Below are 15,617 nucleotides of genomic sequence, written 5' to 3' on the forward strand. Positions count from 1 at the left end.
AGAATTTATGAATTTGTGGCTGAGTGTTTTGGCAACCAATGGGATGGAGGAAACTTGGAAGCAGGAAGCAAGAGAAGCAGCGCTGGCAGATAGGTTAAAGGCAAAGGCTTTTGGGATCGCGCCGGAAAATGTTGATGAAATGATCGAAAGGCGATCGCATTTGCTAAAATCTGTCTTCCCAGCTTTTAGCGAATTCTGTCAAACTACTCTCCAAGTACAACCCCAGGAAATGTTACAGGTATTGTGGGATTTGTGGCTGCCTTTGGGGATCAAACTAGCATCGCAGCGCCAACAGTTGGGACATCCTCTGATTCAAGGAATTTTGGGAGGACAAGGTACTGGTAAAACCACAATGTCAAAGGTTCTGATTTTGATTCTCGATCATTTGGGATACAGGACTGTGAGTTTGTCTTTGGATGACTTATATAAAACTTACAGCGATCGCTTGCTTTTAACACAGCAATATCCCCGCTTAATTTGGCGCGGCCCACCAGGAACCCACGATATAGACTTAGGTTTAAATGTACTAGATCAAATTCGCCAGTCGCAAAGTCCAGTGATGCTTCCCCGCTTTGATAAATCAGCTTTTGAAGGCGCTGGCGATCGCACTACTTCCGAAATGGTGGCGGATGTAGATATTGTACTATTTGAAGGTTGGTTTGTGGGTGTGCGACCAATCGATCCAGATGTATTTAATACTGCACCGCCGCCAATTCTCACAGATGAGGATAGAGCATTTGCCCGTGATATGAATCTTCGCCTCCACGATTATTTACCACTGTGGGATCGATTGGACAGTTTAATTGTGCTGTATCCCATCGATTACCGCTGTTCTTTGGAGTGGCGTAAACAAGCGGAACAGCAGATGATTGCTGCGGGGAAATCGGGAATGAGTCATGCAGAGATAGAGCAATTTGTCAATTATTTTTGGCGATCGCTTCACCCGGAATTATTTATCACGCCGTTAGTAAGAGATGCGACAGCGGTTGATTTAGTGATTGAGATTAATCCCGATCATAGTTTTGGTCAAGTGTATTGCGATCGGGCTTAGGGCATTAGTTCTCAAGCAAATCAGCTAAAAACACTATAATTTGCTCAAAGCGTCATTTATCCTACTCCTTAGACCAAAAATGCCAGAGGTATCGTTACAGCTTTTCTTTTCTTATTCTCACAAAGACGAAGCTCTACGGGATGAACTAGCTAAACACCTGACCATATTAGAATGGCAGGGCGTGATTTCAAGCTGGCACGATCGCAAGATACTACCTGGAGAGGAGTGGGATTACCAAATTAATGATAATCTAAACACCGCCGACATCATTCTGTTGCTGATCAGTTCAGATTTTCTTTTTTCTAAATATTGTTGGGATGTCGAAGTTAAGAAGGCGATAGAACGTCACCATGCTGGAGAGGCTTGTGTTATCCCGGTTATTCTGCGAAGCGTTGATTGGAGTGGCGCACCATTTGCAAAACTTCAAGCTTTGCCTAAGAATGCTGAACCTGTAGTGTCAAGAAATTGGCACAATCAAGATGAAGCCTTCACAGATGTAGCTAAAGGAATTCGGGCGGCTGCTGAGAAGTTAAAGAAGGAAAAAGAGGAACAGCAAAAACAGGAAGCAGAAAGGCTGCGACTACGGGAACAAGAAGAGGAAAATAGAAAGTTACAACAGGAACAAGAAAGGCTGCGGCTACAGGAACAACAAGAAGCAGATAGGCTACAAAGACAGGAAGCAGAAAGACTACGAAGACACCAAGAACAAGAAGAGGCAGATAGGTTACAAAGACAACGAGAACAAGAAAAAGCCGATAAGCTGCAATTACAACAGCAATCTACTGGTAACGATCTCCTTTCTGAGAAAGGTGTAGACTATACGCAGTTGCGGGATTTACTTAAAGCAGGGAATTGGGAAGAAGCAGATCGAGAAACTCTGGTTGTTATACTCAAAGCGACTGGCAAAGAACAACAAGGCTGGCTTGATGTTGAATCTATTAATAACTTTCCTTGCACTGACTTACGCACTATTGACCAACTGTGGGTAAAATACAGCAATGGGCACTTTGGGTTTAATGTGCAAAAGCGGATTTGGGAAAACGTTGGAAAAGACTACGAAAAGTTTAGCGATCTCGTCGGATGGCGAAAAGGAATGTTTAGACTTTCGTGGCGATCTTACTCAGACCTGACCTTCACTAAAAATTCTCCGCAAGGACATTTGCCTGCGCTAGGACGCGATGACGGTATTCGCCAATCTGATGAAATCACATGGAGGCGATTATTGGACGATCATAGGATGTTTGTGAGATCAAAGATAATGTTCTTTTCTCGCGTCGAGACTTGTAAACTTTAACATATAAGGTTTACAGGAAATTGTGAAAATTCACAAACAAGTCATTTCGCACGAAGTATTGCAGTTTCTACGTTTCCGTTACCTGGTACTGTGCATAAAAAAAGTCTTCTTGTTGTGCTTGTAGTACAATGCAAGCTTTTTGGCTGTCATAGCAATTAGCAAAGATAAATTTGCTCGCTACTTTTTCTATTTCTTGGTTACTTGCTTCCCATTCATCCCAAGGTAGTCTCATATTAATTCGTAATTCGTAATGACGCTCGAAGACTCGCTAACGCTACGCTAACGTAATTCTTAATTAGACAAGTTGTAAAAAGCTCTCTCAGTAATCTTAACTACTTGGGAAACCTCCAGCTTGAAAAATCTGTTCGGCGGTTAAATTCAATTCTGGGAAAGTAGGCGAGACAATGCGAACCGTACCTCTAAATTGAGTAACTTGGTATTCACCATCGATTAATTGATAAATAGACATAGTAGGCTGTTTGGGGTTGCCAATAAACTTTCTAGCACCTATAGCAGCGTAATCTATAATCCAATATTCAGGAATACCTATAGCTTCATAATCAGCTAATTTTTTGTAGTAATCATCCCGCCAATCAGTACTAACAACCTCAATAACTAATGGAATTGATGCAGCTTGACTTACAGTCGATTCTTTTTTCCACAAAGGTTCATTCACTAAATTTGGTCGATTGATTATTAATATATCTGGTGAATAAGCTGATTCACCTTCAAGTACTTTGACTAATACAGTTTTTGGAATGTAATAAGGTAAATTTAGACGTTTGATATCAGCCGATATTTCTAGTGCCAAAAAACCCACAATATCTTCATGGTCTCCAACTGGTTGTGCCATTTCAGCGATCGCGCCATCGTGTAATTCGTATCTTCCGCTTTCGGGTCGCCACGCAGCAAATTCATCGAATGTTACTAGTTTAGGTATGGCTTGACTCATAAATTGTTACCTTGGTTTACACGTTGCCTAAATACTTGGATAATTTACCGAACTCTAGTATCAATGCTTTTAAAGCTGACAAATTGCTTTTAAAACTTGTAGCAACTGATTTGAACGCTCTCTTTCCATTAAATTTAATTCTGGTAACAGATAATAAATAGGGGGATTTCCTTGTTCGATATAGACAAACTGATAACTTCTACCATTAGTCGTTAATCCCCAAACTGATTTTTGATTATCTAAATTTTTATAAGCATAAGTTAGTAACTGAGGTAAACCTGTTGAAATATCAATCTGACTATTTTTAGATTCAATTAACAATACCCAAAAATATGTTTGAGGCTTTGTATGTTTAGCTTTGCTAATAGCTAAAATATCAAATCTACCTTTAATTTTGATATCTTCATCCTCAACCTCAATATCAGCAATATTTTCCTCCAAAACAATCTCGATAGGATAGCGATAAAAACCAGCTAATCTTAATAAAGGCGCAACTGCAAGAAACTTTACCTGACCCTCAGAAACTTTACCAGCTGTAAGGTAGCGTCGAAAGTCATTTCTAATTTGCAGAAGTTCCTGCTGTTCTGCTTCTGCAAGGGGTTCGAGAGATAAATAGTTAGAAAATGAGTCACTGTACTGTTCTTGAAAGCCAAACAGACGCTGAACTTCTTCTAAGGATAAATTACGAGCGTTAAGAATTGTCATATATTTTTGCTTGATTAAGGCTTATAGAAAATTGTGAAGATTAACAGATAATATAAATATTTCGGTAAATAAACATTCCTCATAGACCAGAAATAGTCATTGATATTTTATACGAATAATCTATCTACAATAATTGTGAGTGGTATATCTCAATTCGAGAAATACTTAGCATAATTTCGCCAATAAAAAGAATTAGAAACCACAGGTATTGAACTGTATCTAAATTAGAGCATATCAGGAAAATACCGATTGAGAAAATCTTGCGGGGTCAAAATGGGAATTACGTTAAATTCCATCAACACTAGTAAATCTAAATCACCAGTAACAATAACTTCGGCATTAGCTGCTAAGGCAGTTGCCAAAATTACAGCATCATCTGGATCGCGTAGCTGGGGAAAATCTACTGTAACCGTTGGACATAATTCTGATAACTGTCTTACTACAACTAGCAAATCTTCTATAGTTACACCTAAAGACTCTATTTTCGCCTGAAGCTTTTTACGCCCTAAAATTTCTTGTATATCTTCCTGTATCGGTTCAGAGACAAAAATAGTAATTTTTTGTTCTTCTGCTAAATCAAAAATCCGACCAGGAATTCCTACCCATAGCAAACCCGAAATCCAAACATTGACATCTAATACAATCCTCATGCTTTAGACCGTTTTTCCCGGCGCATTTCCTTAACAAGTTTACTAATTTCTGACAATGACGGTTGCTGTAAATCTGGTTCAGATTCCTCTAATCTTTGCGATAATTCACACCAAGTTAGAGGGTTGCGAATTTTTTTCAGTACAATTTCGTCTTCCGTAATTGATATTACATATTCATCACCAGGACTAAGTTTTGCTTGGATTTCTGCTGGTAGTTCCAATTTACCTTCTGCTGTCACTTTAACGAAAGTATCTGTTTCCATTATGGAATTTTCCTTATTTAGGCGCAACTCAATCCAAATTCCCTATATAAAACCTATCTTAACCCCTAGCTGATTACATCGATACACTGTAGCTATGACGGTGGCAATGACAACGCCGACAAGCCCACCAAGTATCAACTTTAAACTATTGGGTTTAAATTTTTTCCACAGCAGAAGACTGATAATAGTTATTACACCTATGAGTGCTGCAACGTGATGAACGCTACCATCAATAGGGAAGAAGGCTTTGTAAATCGTGTTGGGAATAGAAATTAAATTTTCAATGCCGTGTATAGGCGGTTAGGTCGTCTTCTGTAACTATGCCGCGAGATGGCGGAAGTCCCGAAGCGATTTGATTATCATTCTCTTGATTTTGAGAAATTATTTTTGAAAGTCTCTTAGCGCTTGATGGGATTCATCCAAGCTTCTAAGCGACTAAACGCTTGTGAAGAAAGTAACGTCAAACATAAATAAACCACCGCTACACCTGCATAAATCTCAAAGGCGCGATAGTTATCAGCAACAATTAACTGTCCTTTACGTACTAATTCTTCAAACCCAATTACAGAAACTAAGCTAGTATCTTTCAATAAACTGATAAACTCATTACCCAAAGGTGGAATCATCCGCCGGAAAGCTTGGGGAAAAATTATATAACTCATAGTTTGCACAGAACTCAAACCTAATGATTTTGCTGCTTCTGCTTGTCCTGGTTCAATTGATTGAATTCCAGCACGAACAACTTCGGCAATGTATGCAGCGCTATTCAAACTTAAGGCAATTACCCCAGCAGTAAGACGATCAAAAGAAAATGTCAAACCAAGTTCTTGTAAAATTGCTGGGAAACCAAAGTAAATCATAAAAATTTGCACCAACAAAGGCGTTCCCCGAAAAAAATCTACATACGCCCTCGCCAACCAACGCACAGGTGCAATATGAGACAGGCGAACAATACCAATTAAGGAACCGCCAATTAAACCAAATACTACAGAAAGTATCGTCAATTGCAACGTTATCAATGCACCCTGCAATAGACTTGGAAAAGCCTGCAAAACCACGCTAATTGAAGTTAATATTTTAGGTGCGCCAGCGTTAGTTTGATTCTCAAATGGTGACTTAGCTGGTAGTGATGGTGGCTCAACTTTAAACCATTTTTGGTAAATTTGGGTATAAGTGCCATTTTTCAGCACCCTATCCAAGCCATCATTTATCAATGTCAAATTCGGCGAGTTTTTAGCTGTAGCAATTCCATAAAACTCCTCCGTCAGCAATTTCTGTACTACTTTAATTCCCTGAAGATTGCCTGTATTAATTGCATATAAAGTCACAGGTGCATCATTAATTACCGCATCTACATTACTGTTAAGCAATTCTTGCAGGGCTATGGGTGCAGAATCAAAACTGCGAATTTGTACCCCAGGAATACTCTTAGCCTTTGCAGCCCCTGTTGTGCCAATTTGGACTGCAATTTTTTTATTTTTGAGACTATCAAAACCAGTAATTTCTTGATTGTCTGTGCGAATTGCGATCGCTAACCCAGCCTTAAAATAAGGACGGGAAAAAGAAATTGTTTTTGCCCTCTCCTCAGTAATCGTAATCGAACTAATGGCCGCATCTACCGTTTTAGCTTGCAAAGCGGGGATAATGCCATCAAAAGGCAGACTTTGAAAATTCACTTTAAAGTTAGCAGAAGAAGCGATGCCTGCGGCGGGCTTCGCCAACGCATTCATCAAATCAATGGAAAACCCCTGCAACTCGCCACCTTTTCCTTGAAACTCAAAAGGTGGAAACGCCGGTTCCGTAGCAACCCGCAAAGTTTTCCTCGCGCTAGAGTTTACAGCACAGCTAATCAGTAATAAACAGCTAAAACCCACGAAGACACATAAATACAGCCAACGCATAAAACCAAATTTAGCCATATTATTTTCTCTCCTTCTGTGCCTTTGCGGTTTCTTAAAATATTACAATCAACTTTAGAGCAGCTTGACATAAGTAATGAACAATACCATCCCCGCGATTATTTTTGACAGTATCGAAAAAAACTTTGGTTCCCTGAAAGTTCTCAAAGGAATCACTGGCGAAATCAATCGGGGAGAAGTTGTTGCAGTTATCGGTTCATCGGGCTGTGGTAAAAGTACCCTACTACGCTGCTTCAACCGCCTAGAAACCATTGACAGAGGGCGTTTAATCATCAACGGAATTAACTTATCCCGACCCACTGTCAACTATAGCCAACTGCGGCAACTACGAACACAAGTAGGCATGGTTTTTCAACAGTTCAACCTGTTTCCCCATCTCAGCGTCTTAGAAAATATGACACTCGCACCGCGTAAAGTCTTGGGTCAAACACCAAAAGAAAGCGCCCAACTAGCGAGATTATATTTAGAAAAAGTTGGTTTATCTGACAAAGCCTCTGCTTATCCCGAACAACTTTCTGGCGGACAAAAGCAACGAGTAGCGATCGCTCGTAGTTTATGTATGAATCCCCAAATCATGCTATTTGACGAACCTACCAGCGCCCTAGATCCCGAACTCGTCGGTGAAGTTCTGCAAGTGATGCAACAATTAGCCACAGAAGGGATGACAATGGTAGTTGTCACCCATGAAATGCAATTTGCAAAAGAAGTAGCCCATCAGGTGATATTTTTAGATAAAGGTATTGTGACAGAACAAGGCCCAGCCTATGATGTGCTGACCAATCCCCAAAGCGATCGCCTACGTATTTTCCTAAGTCGCCTTCAAATAATTCGTAATGACGCTCGATGACTCGCTAACGTAATTCGTAATTAAAGACTTCCTTTAAACTTCCCACTCACTACTCATCACGGGTTAAACGCCCCGCTACCACTAACATCACTCAGCACTCAGCACTCTTTAAAGGTACTCGCGCAAAAAATCAAAAGGATCGTCTTCCCAACAAGGTTCAGGTATTAGCCAAAATAAACTACCGCTGATATCAGCTTCAATTTCATCACCGTCGTCTCTATCAAATAGTTCTATCAAAGCTGTCCAATCACGTTCTTTGAGAGATGTTATCGATGGGGCATATACCTGGAGATTATTTGAGTAATTCACGCGCAAAGTTGTGCTTGACAGCCGTAAAAAGTTAGTATAGAAATTTAAAAATAATCAAATTCTAGCTTTGACAACCGCAGTTATACCAATTCAAAATTCAAAAAGTCTGATTTAATCTGGCTTTTCAGGTTTGTATCTATTACATTCTTTTTTCAAATGGGTATTAAATAGTTATTTTGATACTATTAAATATGGACCACTCTCATAAGTGTCTCACAATTTAAATAGGACTGCTATAGTATTTATTACATATTACAAGCTGAATTTACTCAGACAGGAAAAATCCTTGAGGCTGAGATTCTACTAATTCCACGTCAAAGACTTCCGCAAAAGATTGTGCTATGTGAAAACGCACTTCTTGGCAGGTGATACCTGGAATCCATTCGGCTAAACTGCCTACAGGTTTATCAGAAATACCACAGGGTACAATGCGCTCAAAGCCTGTCATGTCTGGACAAACATTTAACGCAAAGCCGTGCATAGTAATCCAACGGCTGACTTTAATACCAATAGCCGCAACTTTTCGCCCTTGCAACCAAACGCCAGTAAAAGCCGGAATTCTTTCTCCTTGCAATCCATAAATTGCCAATACGCGAATTATGACTTCTTCGATTTGCCGTAAGTACCAATGGAGGTCTTTACGATAACGTTGCAGATTTAAAATTGGATAGCCCACCAGTTGACCGGGACAATGGTAAGTAACTTCACCGCCTCGTTCAACTCGATGCACATCGTATTGACCTTTGTCAATGTCAAATTTGATAAAATCTGAGTTGCTTCCTTGTCCCAGAGTGTAGACAGGTGGATGTTCTAGCAAAATTAATACGTCATCTAGACTGGGGTCGTGGATGCGCTCAGTGAGGAGCGATCGCTGCCATCCATGAGCTTCCAAGTAAGGCATTAATCCTTGGTTATACAGCAAACAAATATTTTTGTGTGGTTCGATACTATGGATCATGCCAAAATTCAACTGTATAAAGAACTAAATATATTTCAAGTTACAAGATTAAAATCAACAATTGTCAAGCTTTGCAAAGGATTTTAAAGGAAAGTCAAGGGAAGATGCATTAGAAAAAACAAAGTGCTAGCTTGAATATTAACCTCAATAGGTTTTAGGAGGAATTCTCTGCAATAAGCATCATGCCAAGACAATAAGGACGAATGTACTGGCTGATGACTTTAATACTATTGTTTGCATTGCAAACAGAATCAAACTTCCACAAAGCCTTGTATTCTTGAACAACAGCAAGCAAACCCAATCGAACACAGAAGGAGCAAATATCAACAGTTCTGTAAGCATTCCTTTAAAGGAAAAGGTAGTCATAGGAGCTACAATTAGATTTCCTCAACTCTTGAGTGCTAATTGGATATACAATTAGACATCAGCGCAGAGATGAGGAGGTAAATTAAGGGTATAGTTGACAATTCCTCAGATGCAGTAAGCTGAGAGACAGCTTAACAGCAGTAGATACAATATAGTTCACAATTTGTTTTGGCGGGAGTAATAAACCTTACCGCAATTTCTTTTCATACAAAGCAAATTCACACATCTAAAATATTCAGCGGGAGAGTATTACATGAAGCTTGTCATCCACGGCAAAAATATTGAAATCACCGATGCGATTCGTGAATATGTACATCAAAAAATTGAAAAAGCAGTTAGTCACTTTCAAAGCATTACCAATGAAGTGGATGTGCATCTGAGCGTCGCCCGGAATCCTCGAATTAATCCAAGACAAGCGGCTGAAGTAACTATTTATGCTAATGGTAGCGTTATTCGGGCCGAGGAAAGCAGCGAAAGTCTATATGCCAGCATTGACTTAGTTGCAGATAAAATTGCCCGTCAATTGCGAAAATATAAAGAACGGCGTCAAGACCACAAAACTCATACTCAACCAACAGAAGTAGTTATTCCAGAGTCGATAGTAACAGATTTAATTGGCGATCGCACCGCTGAATTGCCCAATGAGGTCGTCCGCACCAAATATTTTTCCATGCCGCCGATGACCGTTGCAGAAGCCCTAGAACAACTGCAACTCGTGGGACACGACTTTTATATGTTCCACAATTCTGAAACTGGAGAGATTAATGTAATTTATGAACGTAATCACGGCGGTTATGGTGTTATTCATCCCCGCAATGGTAACGGACATACTAACGGCAAAAATGGCAAGGCAAGCCACACTAATATAGTCATGCCAGAAAAGTCGCATTCGAGTAAATAGGGAGATGAGGGGAGCAGGGAAGAAGTTGCAGTAAGTCTTCCCCTCTCCACCTCTGCCTACAGAAATTAGCTAATACGCGAGCGTTGGAGTAATGTGAAAATTTGCAGTTTGGCTGCTGGATCGCCGTGGTATTCAAATAATTGATATTGTCGCCCAGTCATCACAGCAAATTCATCCATAACTTTCTGGGTGATGTCTGCACACATATATCAGATGACGTTAAGGAGGTAACTATCATGCAAAAAGAATATATGGAAATTTTAGAATCATTAATTAATCAATTGACATTATCCGCAATATTAGAAATGTTAGAGCGAATATGTCACAAAAAAGCGGAAAATCTAAGAACTCATTGGCAAGATGAGACTTCAGCAAAGCTTTGGGATAAAGCTGCTAGACAGATAGAACAGATAAATGTTGATGTTTGAATCTACTATTCTTCTTAACCCAAGCGTATTGCTTTATACGCTCATTGCATGAGTGTGCTATCAATTGGTAGTGCAAAATCACGAGACCATTCATTCCAAGAGCCAAAATAATTTCTAGCAGAAATTCCCGCCTCTTCAAGGGCTATTAATGTATTCGCAGCTCTTGAACCCTTAAAGCAATAAATATACACAATGGACTCAAAAGTAATACCTACTGATTTACAAATTTCTCGGATTTCATCTGGCGATCGGAATGTGGAAATTTCCGATTCAGAATTCATTAGATGATGCCATTCTAACCATACTGCATTAGGGATTCTACCTTTGCGAGGACAAAAATCAGGATGGTAAGGAGAAGAACTCAACCCAAGCCATTCGTTGCGATCGCGCACATCTAATTTAATAATTGTTGGATTGTCAATTGCTTGCAACATCTCGGTGGTAGTCACCATCATATCAGCGTTGGGATGCAATCTAAATATGCTGCTTTCACGCTGCGGTACTTTATCGGTAGTAGGTAATCCCGCCTTGAGCCATGCTCTATATCCTCCGTGCAAAATAGATACCTGAGTGCAACCCAAATATTTCAGTAAAAAAGCTGCTCGACAAGATTGACCGTAACCTTTATTTAAAGTATCTTCATAAACAATTAATTGTTCTACACCAGATATTCCTACCCTGCTCATTATTTCTGCAAAATACTCTTGCAATTCCTTTAATCCTGCTGGGGAGGAATTCTCTAAAAGATAGGTGAAAAAATCTCTAATGTTTATGGATTCAGAAATATGAGAAATAGCATAATCTTCTTGACTTCGCGTATCGATAATGACAGTTTTTGATGAGTTTTCTGCTAACAGTAACGTGACTTCTTGAGGAGAAATGAGGAGTTTTTTATTCACGCTTTCATGCTTCTGTTATTGTACTATTAGGCATTATCACCTTTGGTATATTCGCGTTTTGGAATGCAAATTACAGAAAAATGAATGTTAAATGTTATGAGATAACTTTTCTGGCTGTGTTATTTTTAAGTGAAAATTCATAATTTTAAATAAATTACTCTCGCCAAAGTTCATTAACAACACTCTCATCTCCCTCAACTAATTGAATATGCAAAGGCATTTGTCCTACCGCATGAGTTGAACAACGATCGGGTGATAAGGCTGTGCAAATCTCATCCTGGAAGTTCTGCATGAATTGCTACGATCACTGCCGTGAATCCTTGGGTATTGTGTTGGTAGGTGATACCAATGTAAGTATTGCTGACAACATAGAAATGAGAAACAAGATCCCCTACTTCGTAAAAGTTGTTAGGGAGCTTCAAATTTCATCTTAATTTCATTAGATTATTAGATCGTTAGAATTAGAAAACTGTTAGGTAAGATTTATGCAACTGCTATTTTTAAGGAATGGCTTTTTGGCGTTAACTTTTACTGCGATCGCTTCAGGCGGTGGGTTAATTACAGGTTGTACCAATACTGCTTCCCAGAACCAAAGCCAAGCGCCAGAGGCAACTACCACCAATGCAAATGACAAGCAGATGATGAATCATGGTGGTGGCATGATGAATCACAGCATGGGAATGGATTTAGGCCCAGCCGATGCTAATTTTGATTTACGATTTATCGACGCGATGATACCGCACCATCAAGGGGCTGTGGAAATGGCTAAAGAAGCGCAGGTGAAATCAAAACGTCCTGAAATCAAAAAACTAGCAGACAATATTATCAAATCGCAAAACCAAGAAATCACTCAGATGAAGCAGTGGCGACAAGCTTGGTATGCTAAGGCGGGAGATAAACCAATGGCTTACAACAGCCAAATGGGTCATACGATGGAAATGTCGTCTGACCAAATGCAAACTATGATGATGAGTCAAGACTTAGGTGCAGCCGATACTGAATTTGATTTACGCTTTATCAATGCGATGATTCCTCACCATGAAGGGGCTGTAACAATGGGGCAAGATGCCTTAAGTAAGTCTAAGCGCCCTGAAATCAAGAAATTAGCCCAAGAAATTGTTAAAGCCCAAGAGATAGAAATAAAAGAAATGCAACAGTGGCGAAAAACTTGGTACAACAAATAATTTGTAATTCGTAATATGGTTTGGCAAGTAACAGAGAAGACAGTGTGTTGGGCGGGTTCCCCGACTTGTAGCAACTGGCGCGACACGGAGAGAAGTCGGAGCGGCGGCTTCCGCCGATCTGAACTTCGGTGGAAATGAGGTTTGAGAAATATTTTGCGTAAGTTCTAATACAAATTAGGTGATTTCCAGAATAAAAATTACCATGCAACACAATTCCAGCGTTAGGGAGAACGGCTGTTCGCCCTCTTAATCGGTAAAATTATTTTGAGAAATCACCTTAATTGTTGGCGGATAAATTATATGAGAATCCTGCTAGTCGAAGATGAGCCAGATTTGGGTTCAGCAATTAAGCGTACCTTGAATCTGGAAAAGTATGTAGTTGACTGGGTTTTAGATGGTAATGAGGCATGGGATTATCTAGAAAACCAGTGGACGCAGTACACCCTAGCTATTATTGATTGGATGTTGCCAGGATTGTCTGGATTAGAACTGTGTAGTCGCCTACGAACACGGCGTAATCCTCTGCCTGTTTTGATGTTGACAGCTAAAGATAGGATGGAAGATAAAGTTGCTGGATTAGATGCAGGTGCTGATGATTATCTAGTGAAGCCCTTTGGTATGGCGGAATTGTTGGCACGGTTGCGTGCTTTGCAGAGGCGATCGCCCCAATTTCAATCCAAGGAGTTAACTGTTGGCAACCTAACTCTCGATTACGGTAACAGTATGGTTGTCAGTCAGAACCATCAAGGGGATAAACAGGTAATTCCTTTAACTAATAAAGAATTCCAGCTACTAGAGTATTTTATGAAGCACCCTCACCAAATTGTCACAACTGAACAGATTCGTAATCAGCTTTGGGAGCTGAGTGCAGAACCAGTTAGTAATGTGGTGGCGGCTCAAATACGTTTGCTGCGCCGCAGATTAGCTAATAGTGGCTGCAAGAACCCCATTGAAACTATGCATAGTGTGGGATATCGTCTCAATCTCACCAATGAAAGTCCCCGTTTTTAATCTATGGCTCAAGAGAAAAGTATAGCTTGTTTGTTATTAGGAGCATTCAGCCTACTGCAATATCTTTGTTATGGTACATAGTTGTCATAAATACTCATTTCCTGGCTCTCCCAATCATCTACAAAGGTTGCTAGATGCGATCGCAAAATCTCAGCCTGCGCTTTATTAACTCCCTGAGAAGCTAGGTCAATCTCATTCGACCTCATAAAAATCACAATTACTCGCGTTCCTTCATCTATATCAATGGGTTGTTCAGTGAGTTCCACTCGAGCATTACGATATGTTCCTTCAACACTAGTCAATATTTTTAACCTCGCTGCTTGTGAATAGTTAAATAGTGTGGCTTATGGCAACAATTTCCTTCTGATTAAAAATATTTAATCATGTTTCTATGCTACTGTTGTTTACTTTTCTGATTTGTTGCATTTGTGCTTTTAAACCTCTTAATCTTTTCAACATATCTTTCCCTTTTTCATATCTAATACCTAATTTAAGCAACTTACGACATCGATACATCTTTAAATGCTGTCGGTTAGGAATTTTTAACTCACCTTCCTTTGTAGCAATAATTCCAGTAACTTCGTATGATTTTTTGCCAATATAATGCTTTTCCTTTTTCTTGTTACTACGTAATCCGTAACGATTAAACTGCTTTTTGACTTGCCAAATCAACTCACCTGGAACACGATCGCCTGAGATTGTGACATCATCTATATAAACAGTCAAAGTGCAATTTGCCAAATCAACAATTTCGTTGATTGCTTTCCACATATCTATATGTGCAAAGTAGGAAAGTATAGGACTCGATGGGCTTCCAGTTGGCAGATGATCTTTGAAAGTTGATAGCTTGGCTAAGATGTTAGCGACATCTGAAGAGCATTTCATCTGTTTACGGAAGAACCAATCAATACGCCTGGCTGGTGTAGAAGGAAAGTATTTTTCAATGTCAAGGCTCCTTACTTCTGTGGAATTGACATGAGCTTTAGCATTACTGATGTAGGAACGCCCTTTTGCAGGAGCATGTATGTAGTTTGGAACCTTAATTCGCTTTAGAAGCTCTTCAATCCGTGTTTGGACACATTTAAGGTCTTGTCTTGGCTTTTCAAAACGACGGCTTTTTCCTCTCTCTGGATCGAATATGTCTGACTCTACATACAAATGCTCTGTGTTAGTCAGCAGTTTAAGCTTAATTTGACTAACACGCAAGAGCTTTGCAAGTTTTGCCTTAGATTTCAAACAGTAAAAAGGCGACTGGTCTAATTCGTATCTTGCATATTTACTCTTCCGCATAAGAATGACCAGACCTTTCAGCAATGAAGTTAAGGATGGCAAGAATCTTAGAGGATACAAATATCCTTAACTTCTCTGTTTTTATATCCTTGTTTAAGCTTTCTGAAAAAAACATGATTGAGGATGCTGGTATATCAAAAAACTCTGAGTATCGGTTCAGCAAATCAAGTGTTGGAGTCTTTTTACCTGACTCAATTTCCGAGAGATATGACTTGGATATGCCTAGTTTCTCTGCAAGCTCTTTCTGTGTTAGGTCATAGAATACTCTTATCAATCTTAGAGCTTCACTTAGCATGTCTAACCTCCCTTGGTTAGAGGTTTTTTAAGAAGGGTTCTATAGAAGATTTAGCAGTCTAGTTCTGCAAAAGCTCAATCAGCCATTTCAATAACTTGTAGATGACTAGACCGAGTTGAAATAGCAGACGGAGCGTTTGAGGTTTGCGGAGCCATTTCAGGCACTGCTGATATTTACGCTTTTTAGACTGCTTCTGCCGTTTGTCAGATTCTGGATTCTCCATCGGAGACATCTCCTTATAATAGGGTGTTTGCACTTACTCACAGTGACGTGAATAAGTGTTGCCACAAACAAA

22 protein-coding genes are annotated in these 15,617 nt (G+C 39.6%); 7 read left to right on the forward strand and 15 right to left on the reverse strand.

The features are described from left to right. The first annotated feature begins 7 nt into the window (after positions 1-7). Both HWQ58_RS08245 and HWQ58_RS08250 read left to right on the forward strand, forming a co-directional pair. On the forward strand, positions 8-1,051 hold the full coding sequence (locus HWQ58_RS08245; protein WP_292860230.1) for a glycerate kinase: 1,044 nt from the start codon (positions 8-10) through the stop codon (positions 1,049-1,051). A 79-nt stretch (positions 1,052-1,130) separates the two neighbouring features. Next, positions 1,131-2,345, forward strand: coding sequence for a GUN4 domain-containing protein (locus tag HWQ58_RS08250; protein ID WP_292860232.1), 1,215 nt, complete (start codon positions 1,131-1,133; stop codon positions 2,343-2,345). A 67-nt stretch (positions 2,346-2,412) separates the two neighbouring features. Here HWQ58_RS08250 and HWQ58_RS08255 read toward each other — a convergent pair whose 3' ends face one another. The 6 genes from HWQ58_RS08255 to HWQ58_RS08280 form a co-directional block, all read right to left on the reverse strand. Then, on the reverse strand, positions 2,413-2,577 hold the full coding sequence (locus tag HWQ58_RS08255) for a hypothetical protein (protein ID WP_292860234.1): 165 nt from the start codon (positions 2,575-2,577) through the stop codon (positions 2,413-2,415). A 96-nt stretch (positions 2,578-2,673) separates the two neighbouring features. Continuing rightward, on the reverse strand, positions 2,674-3,297 hold the full coding sequence (locus HWQ58_RS08260) for a Uma2 family endonuclease (RefSeq protein WP_292860237.1): 624 nt from the start codon (positions 3,295-3,297) through the stop codon (positions 2,674-2,676). A 69-nt stretch (positions 3,298-3,366) separates the two neighbouring features. Then, entirely contained in the window at positions 3,367-4,002 is a 636-nt protein-coding gene (locus HWQ58_RS08265; protein ID WP_292860240.1) for a restriction endonuclease subunit R, read from the reverse strand. Between the two features lie 224 nt (positions 4,003-4,226). Continuing rightward, the gene (locus tag HWQ58_RS08270; protein WP_292860242.1) at positions 4,227-4,652 is read right to left on the reverse strand and encodes a putative toxin-antitoxin system toxin component, PIN family; all 426 of its coding nucleotides are present in this window, start codon (positions 4,650-4,652) and stop codon (positions 4,227-4,229) included. Then, positions 4,649-4,915: an AbrB/MazE/SpoVT family DNA-binding domain-containing protein gene (locus HWQ58_RS08275; protein WP_292860244.1), complete on the reverse strand. Its 267-nt coding sequence runs from the start codon at positions 4,913-4,915 to the stop codon at positions 4,649-4,651. The genes HWQ58_RS08270 and HWQ58_RS08275 overlap by 4 nt, the downstream gene beginning before the upstream one ends. A gap of 398 nt (positions 4,916-5,313) precedes the next feature. Continuing rightward, entirely contained in the window at positions 5,314-6,834 is a 1,521-nt protein-coding gene (locus HWQ58_RS08280) for an ABC transporter permease subunit (protein ID WP_292860246.1), read from the reverse strand. Between the two features lie 76 nt (positions 6,835-6,910). Here HWQ58_RS08280 and HWQ58_RS08285 point away from each other — a divergent pair, with 76 nt between their 5' ends. Continuing rightward, a complete protein-coding gene (locus HWQ58_RS08285) occupies positions 6,911-7,681 on the forward strand; it encodes an amino acid ABC transporter ATP-binding protein (RefSeq protein ID WP_292860248.1) in 771 nt (256 codons plus the stop codon). Between the two features lie 108 nt (positions 7,682-7,789). Here the strand turns inward: HWQ58_RS08285 and HWQ58_RS08290 are convergent, their stop codons facing one another. Both HWQ58_RS08290 and lipB read right to left on the reverse strand, forming a co-directional pair. Next, the gene (locus HWQ58_RS08290) at positions 7,790-7,990 is read right to left on the reverse strand and encodes a hypothetical protein (protein ID WP_292860251.1); all 201 of its coding nucleotides are present in this window, start codon (positions 7,988-7,990) and stop codon (positions 7,790-7,792) included. Between the two features lie 265 nt (positions 7,991-8,255). Then, positions 8,256-8,948 (reverse strand): lipoyl(octanoyl) transferase LipB, encoded by a 693-nt coding sequence (lipB, locus tag HWQ58_RS08295; RefSeq protein WP_292860254.1) that lies wholly within the window; start codon positions 8,946-8,948, stop codon positions 8,256-8,258. Between the two features lie 619 nt (positions 8,949-9,567). Between lipB and raiA the strand changes: the two genes are divergently transcribed. Next, positions 9,568-10,215: a ribosome-associated translation inhibitor RaiA gene (gene raiA, locus HWQ58_RS08300; RefSeq protein WP_292860256.1), complete on the forward strand. Its 648-nt coding sequence runs from the start codon at positions 9,568-9,570 to the stop codon at positions 10,213-10,215. 65 nt (positions 10,216-10,280) lie between these two features. On the opposite strand, the gene HWQ58_RS08305 is transcribed toward raiA, so the two are convergent. After that, positions 10,281-10,421 carry a hypothetical protein gene (locus HWQ58_RS08305; RefSeq protein WP_292860258.1) on the reverse strand — a complete coding sequence of 47 codons (141 nt, stop codon included), beginning with the start codon at positions 10,419-10,421 and terminating at the stop codon, positions 10,281-10,283. A 30-nt stretch (positions 10,422-10,451) separates the two neighbouring features. On the opposite strand from HWQ58_RS08305, the gene HWQ58_RS08310 reads away from it, so the two are divergent. Then, on the forward strand, positions 10,452-10,643 hold the full coding sequence (locus HWQ58_RS08310) for a hypothetical protein (protein WP_292860261.1): 192 nt from the start codon (positions 10,452-10,454) through the stop codon (positions 10,641-10,643). Positions 10,644-10,684: 41 nt separating this feature from the next. Here the strand turns inward: HWQ58_RS08310 and HWQ58_RS08315 are convergent, their stop codons facing one another. Next, positions 10,685-11,542, reverse strand: a complete 858-nt coding sequence (locus HWQ58_RS08315; protein WP_292860264.1) for a sulfurtransferase — start codon at positions 11,540-11,542, stop codon at positions 10,685-10,687. A 154-nt stretch (positions 11,543-11,696) separates the two neighbouring features. Next, on the reverse strand, positions 11,697-11,834 hold the full coding sequence (locus HWQ58_RS08320; RefSeq protein WP_292860267.1) for a hypothetical protein: 138 nt from the start codon (positions 11,832-11,834) through the stop codon (positions 11,697-11,699). A gap of 193 nt (positions 11,835-12,027) precedes the next feature. On the opposite strand from HWQ58_RS08320, the gene HWQ58_RS08325 reads away from it, so the two are divergent. Further along, positions 12,028-12,726 carry a DUF305 domain-containing protein gene (locus HWQ58_RS08325; RefSeq protein ID WP_292860270.1) on the forward strand — a complete coding sequence of 233 codons (699 nt, stop codon included), beginning with the start codon at positions 12,028-12,030 and terminating at the stop codon, positions 12,724-12,726. Between the two features lie 300 nt (positions 12,727-13,026). After that, positions 13,027-13,737, forward strand: coding sequence for a two-component system response regulator RppA (gene rppA, locus HWQ58_RS08330; RefSeq protein WP_292860272.1), 711 nt, complete (start codon positions 13,027-13,029; stop codon positions 13,735-13,737). Between the two features lie 68 nt (positions 13,738-13,805). On the opposite strand, the gene HWQ58_RS08335 is transcribed toward rppA, so the two are convergent. The 4 genes from HWQ58_RS08335 to HWQ58_RS08350 all read right to left on the reverse strand — a co-directional run bounded on the left by HWQ58_RS08335 (position 13,806) and on the right by HWQ58_RS08350 (position 15,545). Continuing rightward, positions 13,806-14,039, reverse strand: coding sequence for a hypothetical protein (locus tag HWQ58_RS08335; protein WP_292860274.1), 234 nt, complete (start codon positions 14,037-14,039; stop codon positions 13,806-13,808). Between the two features lie 79 nt (positions 14,040-14,118). Continuing rightward, the gene (locus HWQ58_RS08340) at positions 14,119-15,027 is read right to left on the reverse strand and encodes a reverse transcriptase family protein (protein WP_292860276.1); all 909 of its coding nucleotides are present in this window, start codon (positions 15,025-15,027) and stop codon (positions 14,119-14,121) included. Beyond that, the gene (locus tag HWQ58_RS08345) at positions 15,014-15,322 is read right to left on the reverse strand and encodes a helix-turn-helix transcriptional regulator (RefSeq protein ID WP_292860279.1); all 309 of its coding nucleotides are present in this window, start codon (positions 15,320-15,322) and stop codon (positions 15,014-15,016) included. The genes HWQ58_RS08340 and HWQ58_RS08345 overlap by 14 nt, the downstream gene beginning before the upstream one ends. 58 nt (positions 15,323-15,380) lie before the next feature. Then, a complete protein-coding gene (locus HWQ58_RS08350; protein ID WP_292860282.1) occupies positions 15,381-15,545 on the reverse strand; it encodes a hypothetical protein in 165 nt (54 codons plus the stop codon). Positions 15,546-15,617: the final 72 nt, after the last annotated feature.

This window comes from Nostoc sp. LPT (assembly GCF_017115165.1).
Lineage (GTDB): Bacteria > Cyanobacteriota > Cyanobacteriia > Cyanobacteriales > Nostocaceae > Nostoc.

Bases quoted from the DNA above. Each gene is read 5' to 3' on its own strand.
- HWQ58_RS08245 (WP_292860230.1), top strand. From the start codon at position 8: ATGAATTTGTGGCTGAGTGTTTTGGCAACCAATGGGATGGAGGAAACT.
- HWQ58_RS08250 (WP_292860232.1), top strand. From the start codon at position 1,131: ATGCCAGAGGTATCGTTACAGCTTTTCTTTTCTTATTCTCACAAAGAC.
- HWQ58_RS08255 (WP_292860234.1), bottom strand. From the start codon at position 2,577: ATGAGACTACCTTGGGATGAATGGGAAGCAAGTAACCAAGAAATAGAA.
- HWQ58_RS08260 (WP_292860237.1), bottom strand. From the start codon at position 3,297: ATGAGTCAAGCCATACCTAAACTAGTAACATTCGATGAATTTGCTGCG.
- HWQ58_RS08265 (WP_292860240.1), bottom strand. From the start codon at position 4,002: ATGACAATTCTTAACGCTCGTAATTTATCCTTAGAAGAAGTTCAGCGT.
- HWQ58_RS08270 (WP_292860242.1), bottom strand. From the start codon at position 4,652: ATGAGGATTGTATTAGATGTCAATGTTTGGATTTCGGGTTTGCTATGG.
- HWQ58_RS08275 (WP_292860244.1), bottom strand. From the start codon at position 4,915: ATGGAAACAGATACTTTCGTTAAAGTGACAGCAGAAGGTAAATTGGAA.
- HWQ58_RS08280 (WP_292860246.1), bottom strand. From the start codon at position 6,834: ATGGCTAAATTTGGTTTTATGCGTTGGCTGTATTTATGTGTCTTCGTG.
- HWQ58_RS08285 (WP_292860248.1), top strand. From the start codon at position 6,911: ATGAACAATACCATCCCCGCGATTATTTTTGACAGTATCGAAAAAAAC.
- lipB (WP_292860254.1), bottom strand. From the start codon at position 8,948: ATGATCCATAGTATCGAACCACACAAAAATATTTGTTTGCTGTATAAC.
- raiA (WP_292860256.1), top strand. From the start codon at position 9,568: ATGAAGCTTGTCATCCACGGCAAAAATATTGAAATCACCGATGCGATT.
- HWQ58_RS08305 (WP_292860258.1), bottom strand. From the start codon at position 10,421: ATGTGTGCAGACATCACCCAGAAAGTTATGGATGAATTTGCTGTGATG.
- HWQ58_RS08310 (WP_292860261.1), top strand. From the start codon at position 10,452: ATGCAAAAAGAATATATGGAAATTTTAGAATCATTAATTAATCAATTG.
- HWQ58_RS08320 (WP_292860267.1), bottom strand. From the start codon at position 11,834: ATGCAGAACTTCCAGGATGAGATTTGCACAGCCTTATCACCCGATCGT.
- HWQ58_RS08325 (WP_292860270.1), top strand. From the start codon at position 12,028: ATGCAACTGCTATTTTTAAGGAATGGCTTTTTGGCGTTAACTTTTACT.
- rppA (WP_292860272.1), top strand. From the start codon at position 13,027: ATGAGAATCCTGCTAGTCGAAGATGAGCCAGATTTGGGTTCAGCAATT.
- HWQ58_RS08340 (WP_292860276.1), bottom strand. From the start codon at position 15,027: ATGCGGAAGAGTAAATATGCAAGATACGAATTAGACCAGTCGCCTTTT.
- HWQ58_RS08345 (WP_292860279.1), bottom strand. From the start codon at position 15,322: ATGCTAAGTGAAGCTCTAAGATTGATAAGAGTATTCTATGACCTAACA.
- HWQ58_RS08350 (WP_292860282.1), bottom strand. From the start codon at position 15,545: ATGGAGAATCCAGAATCTGACAAACGGCAGAAGCAGTCTAAAAAGCGT.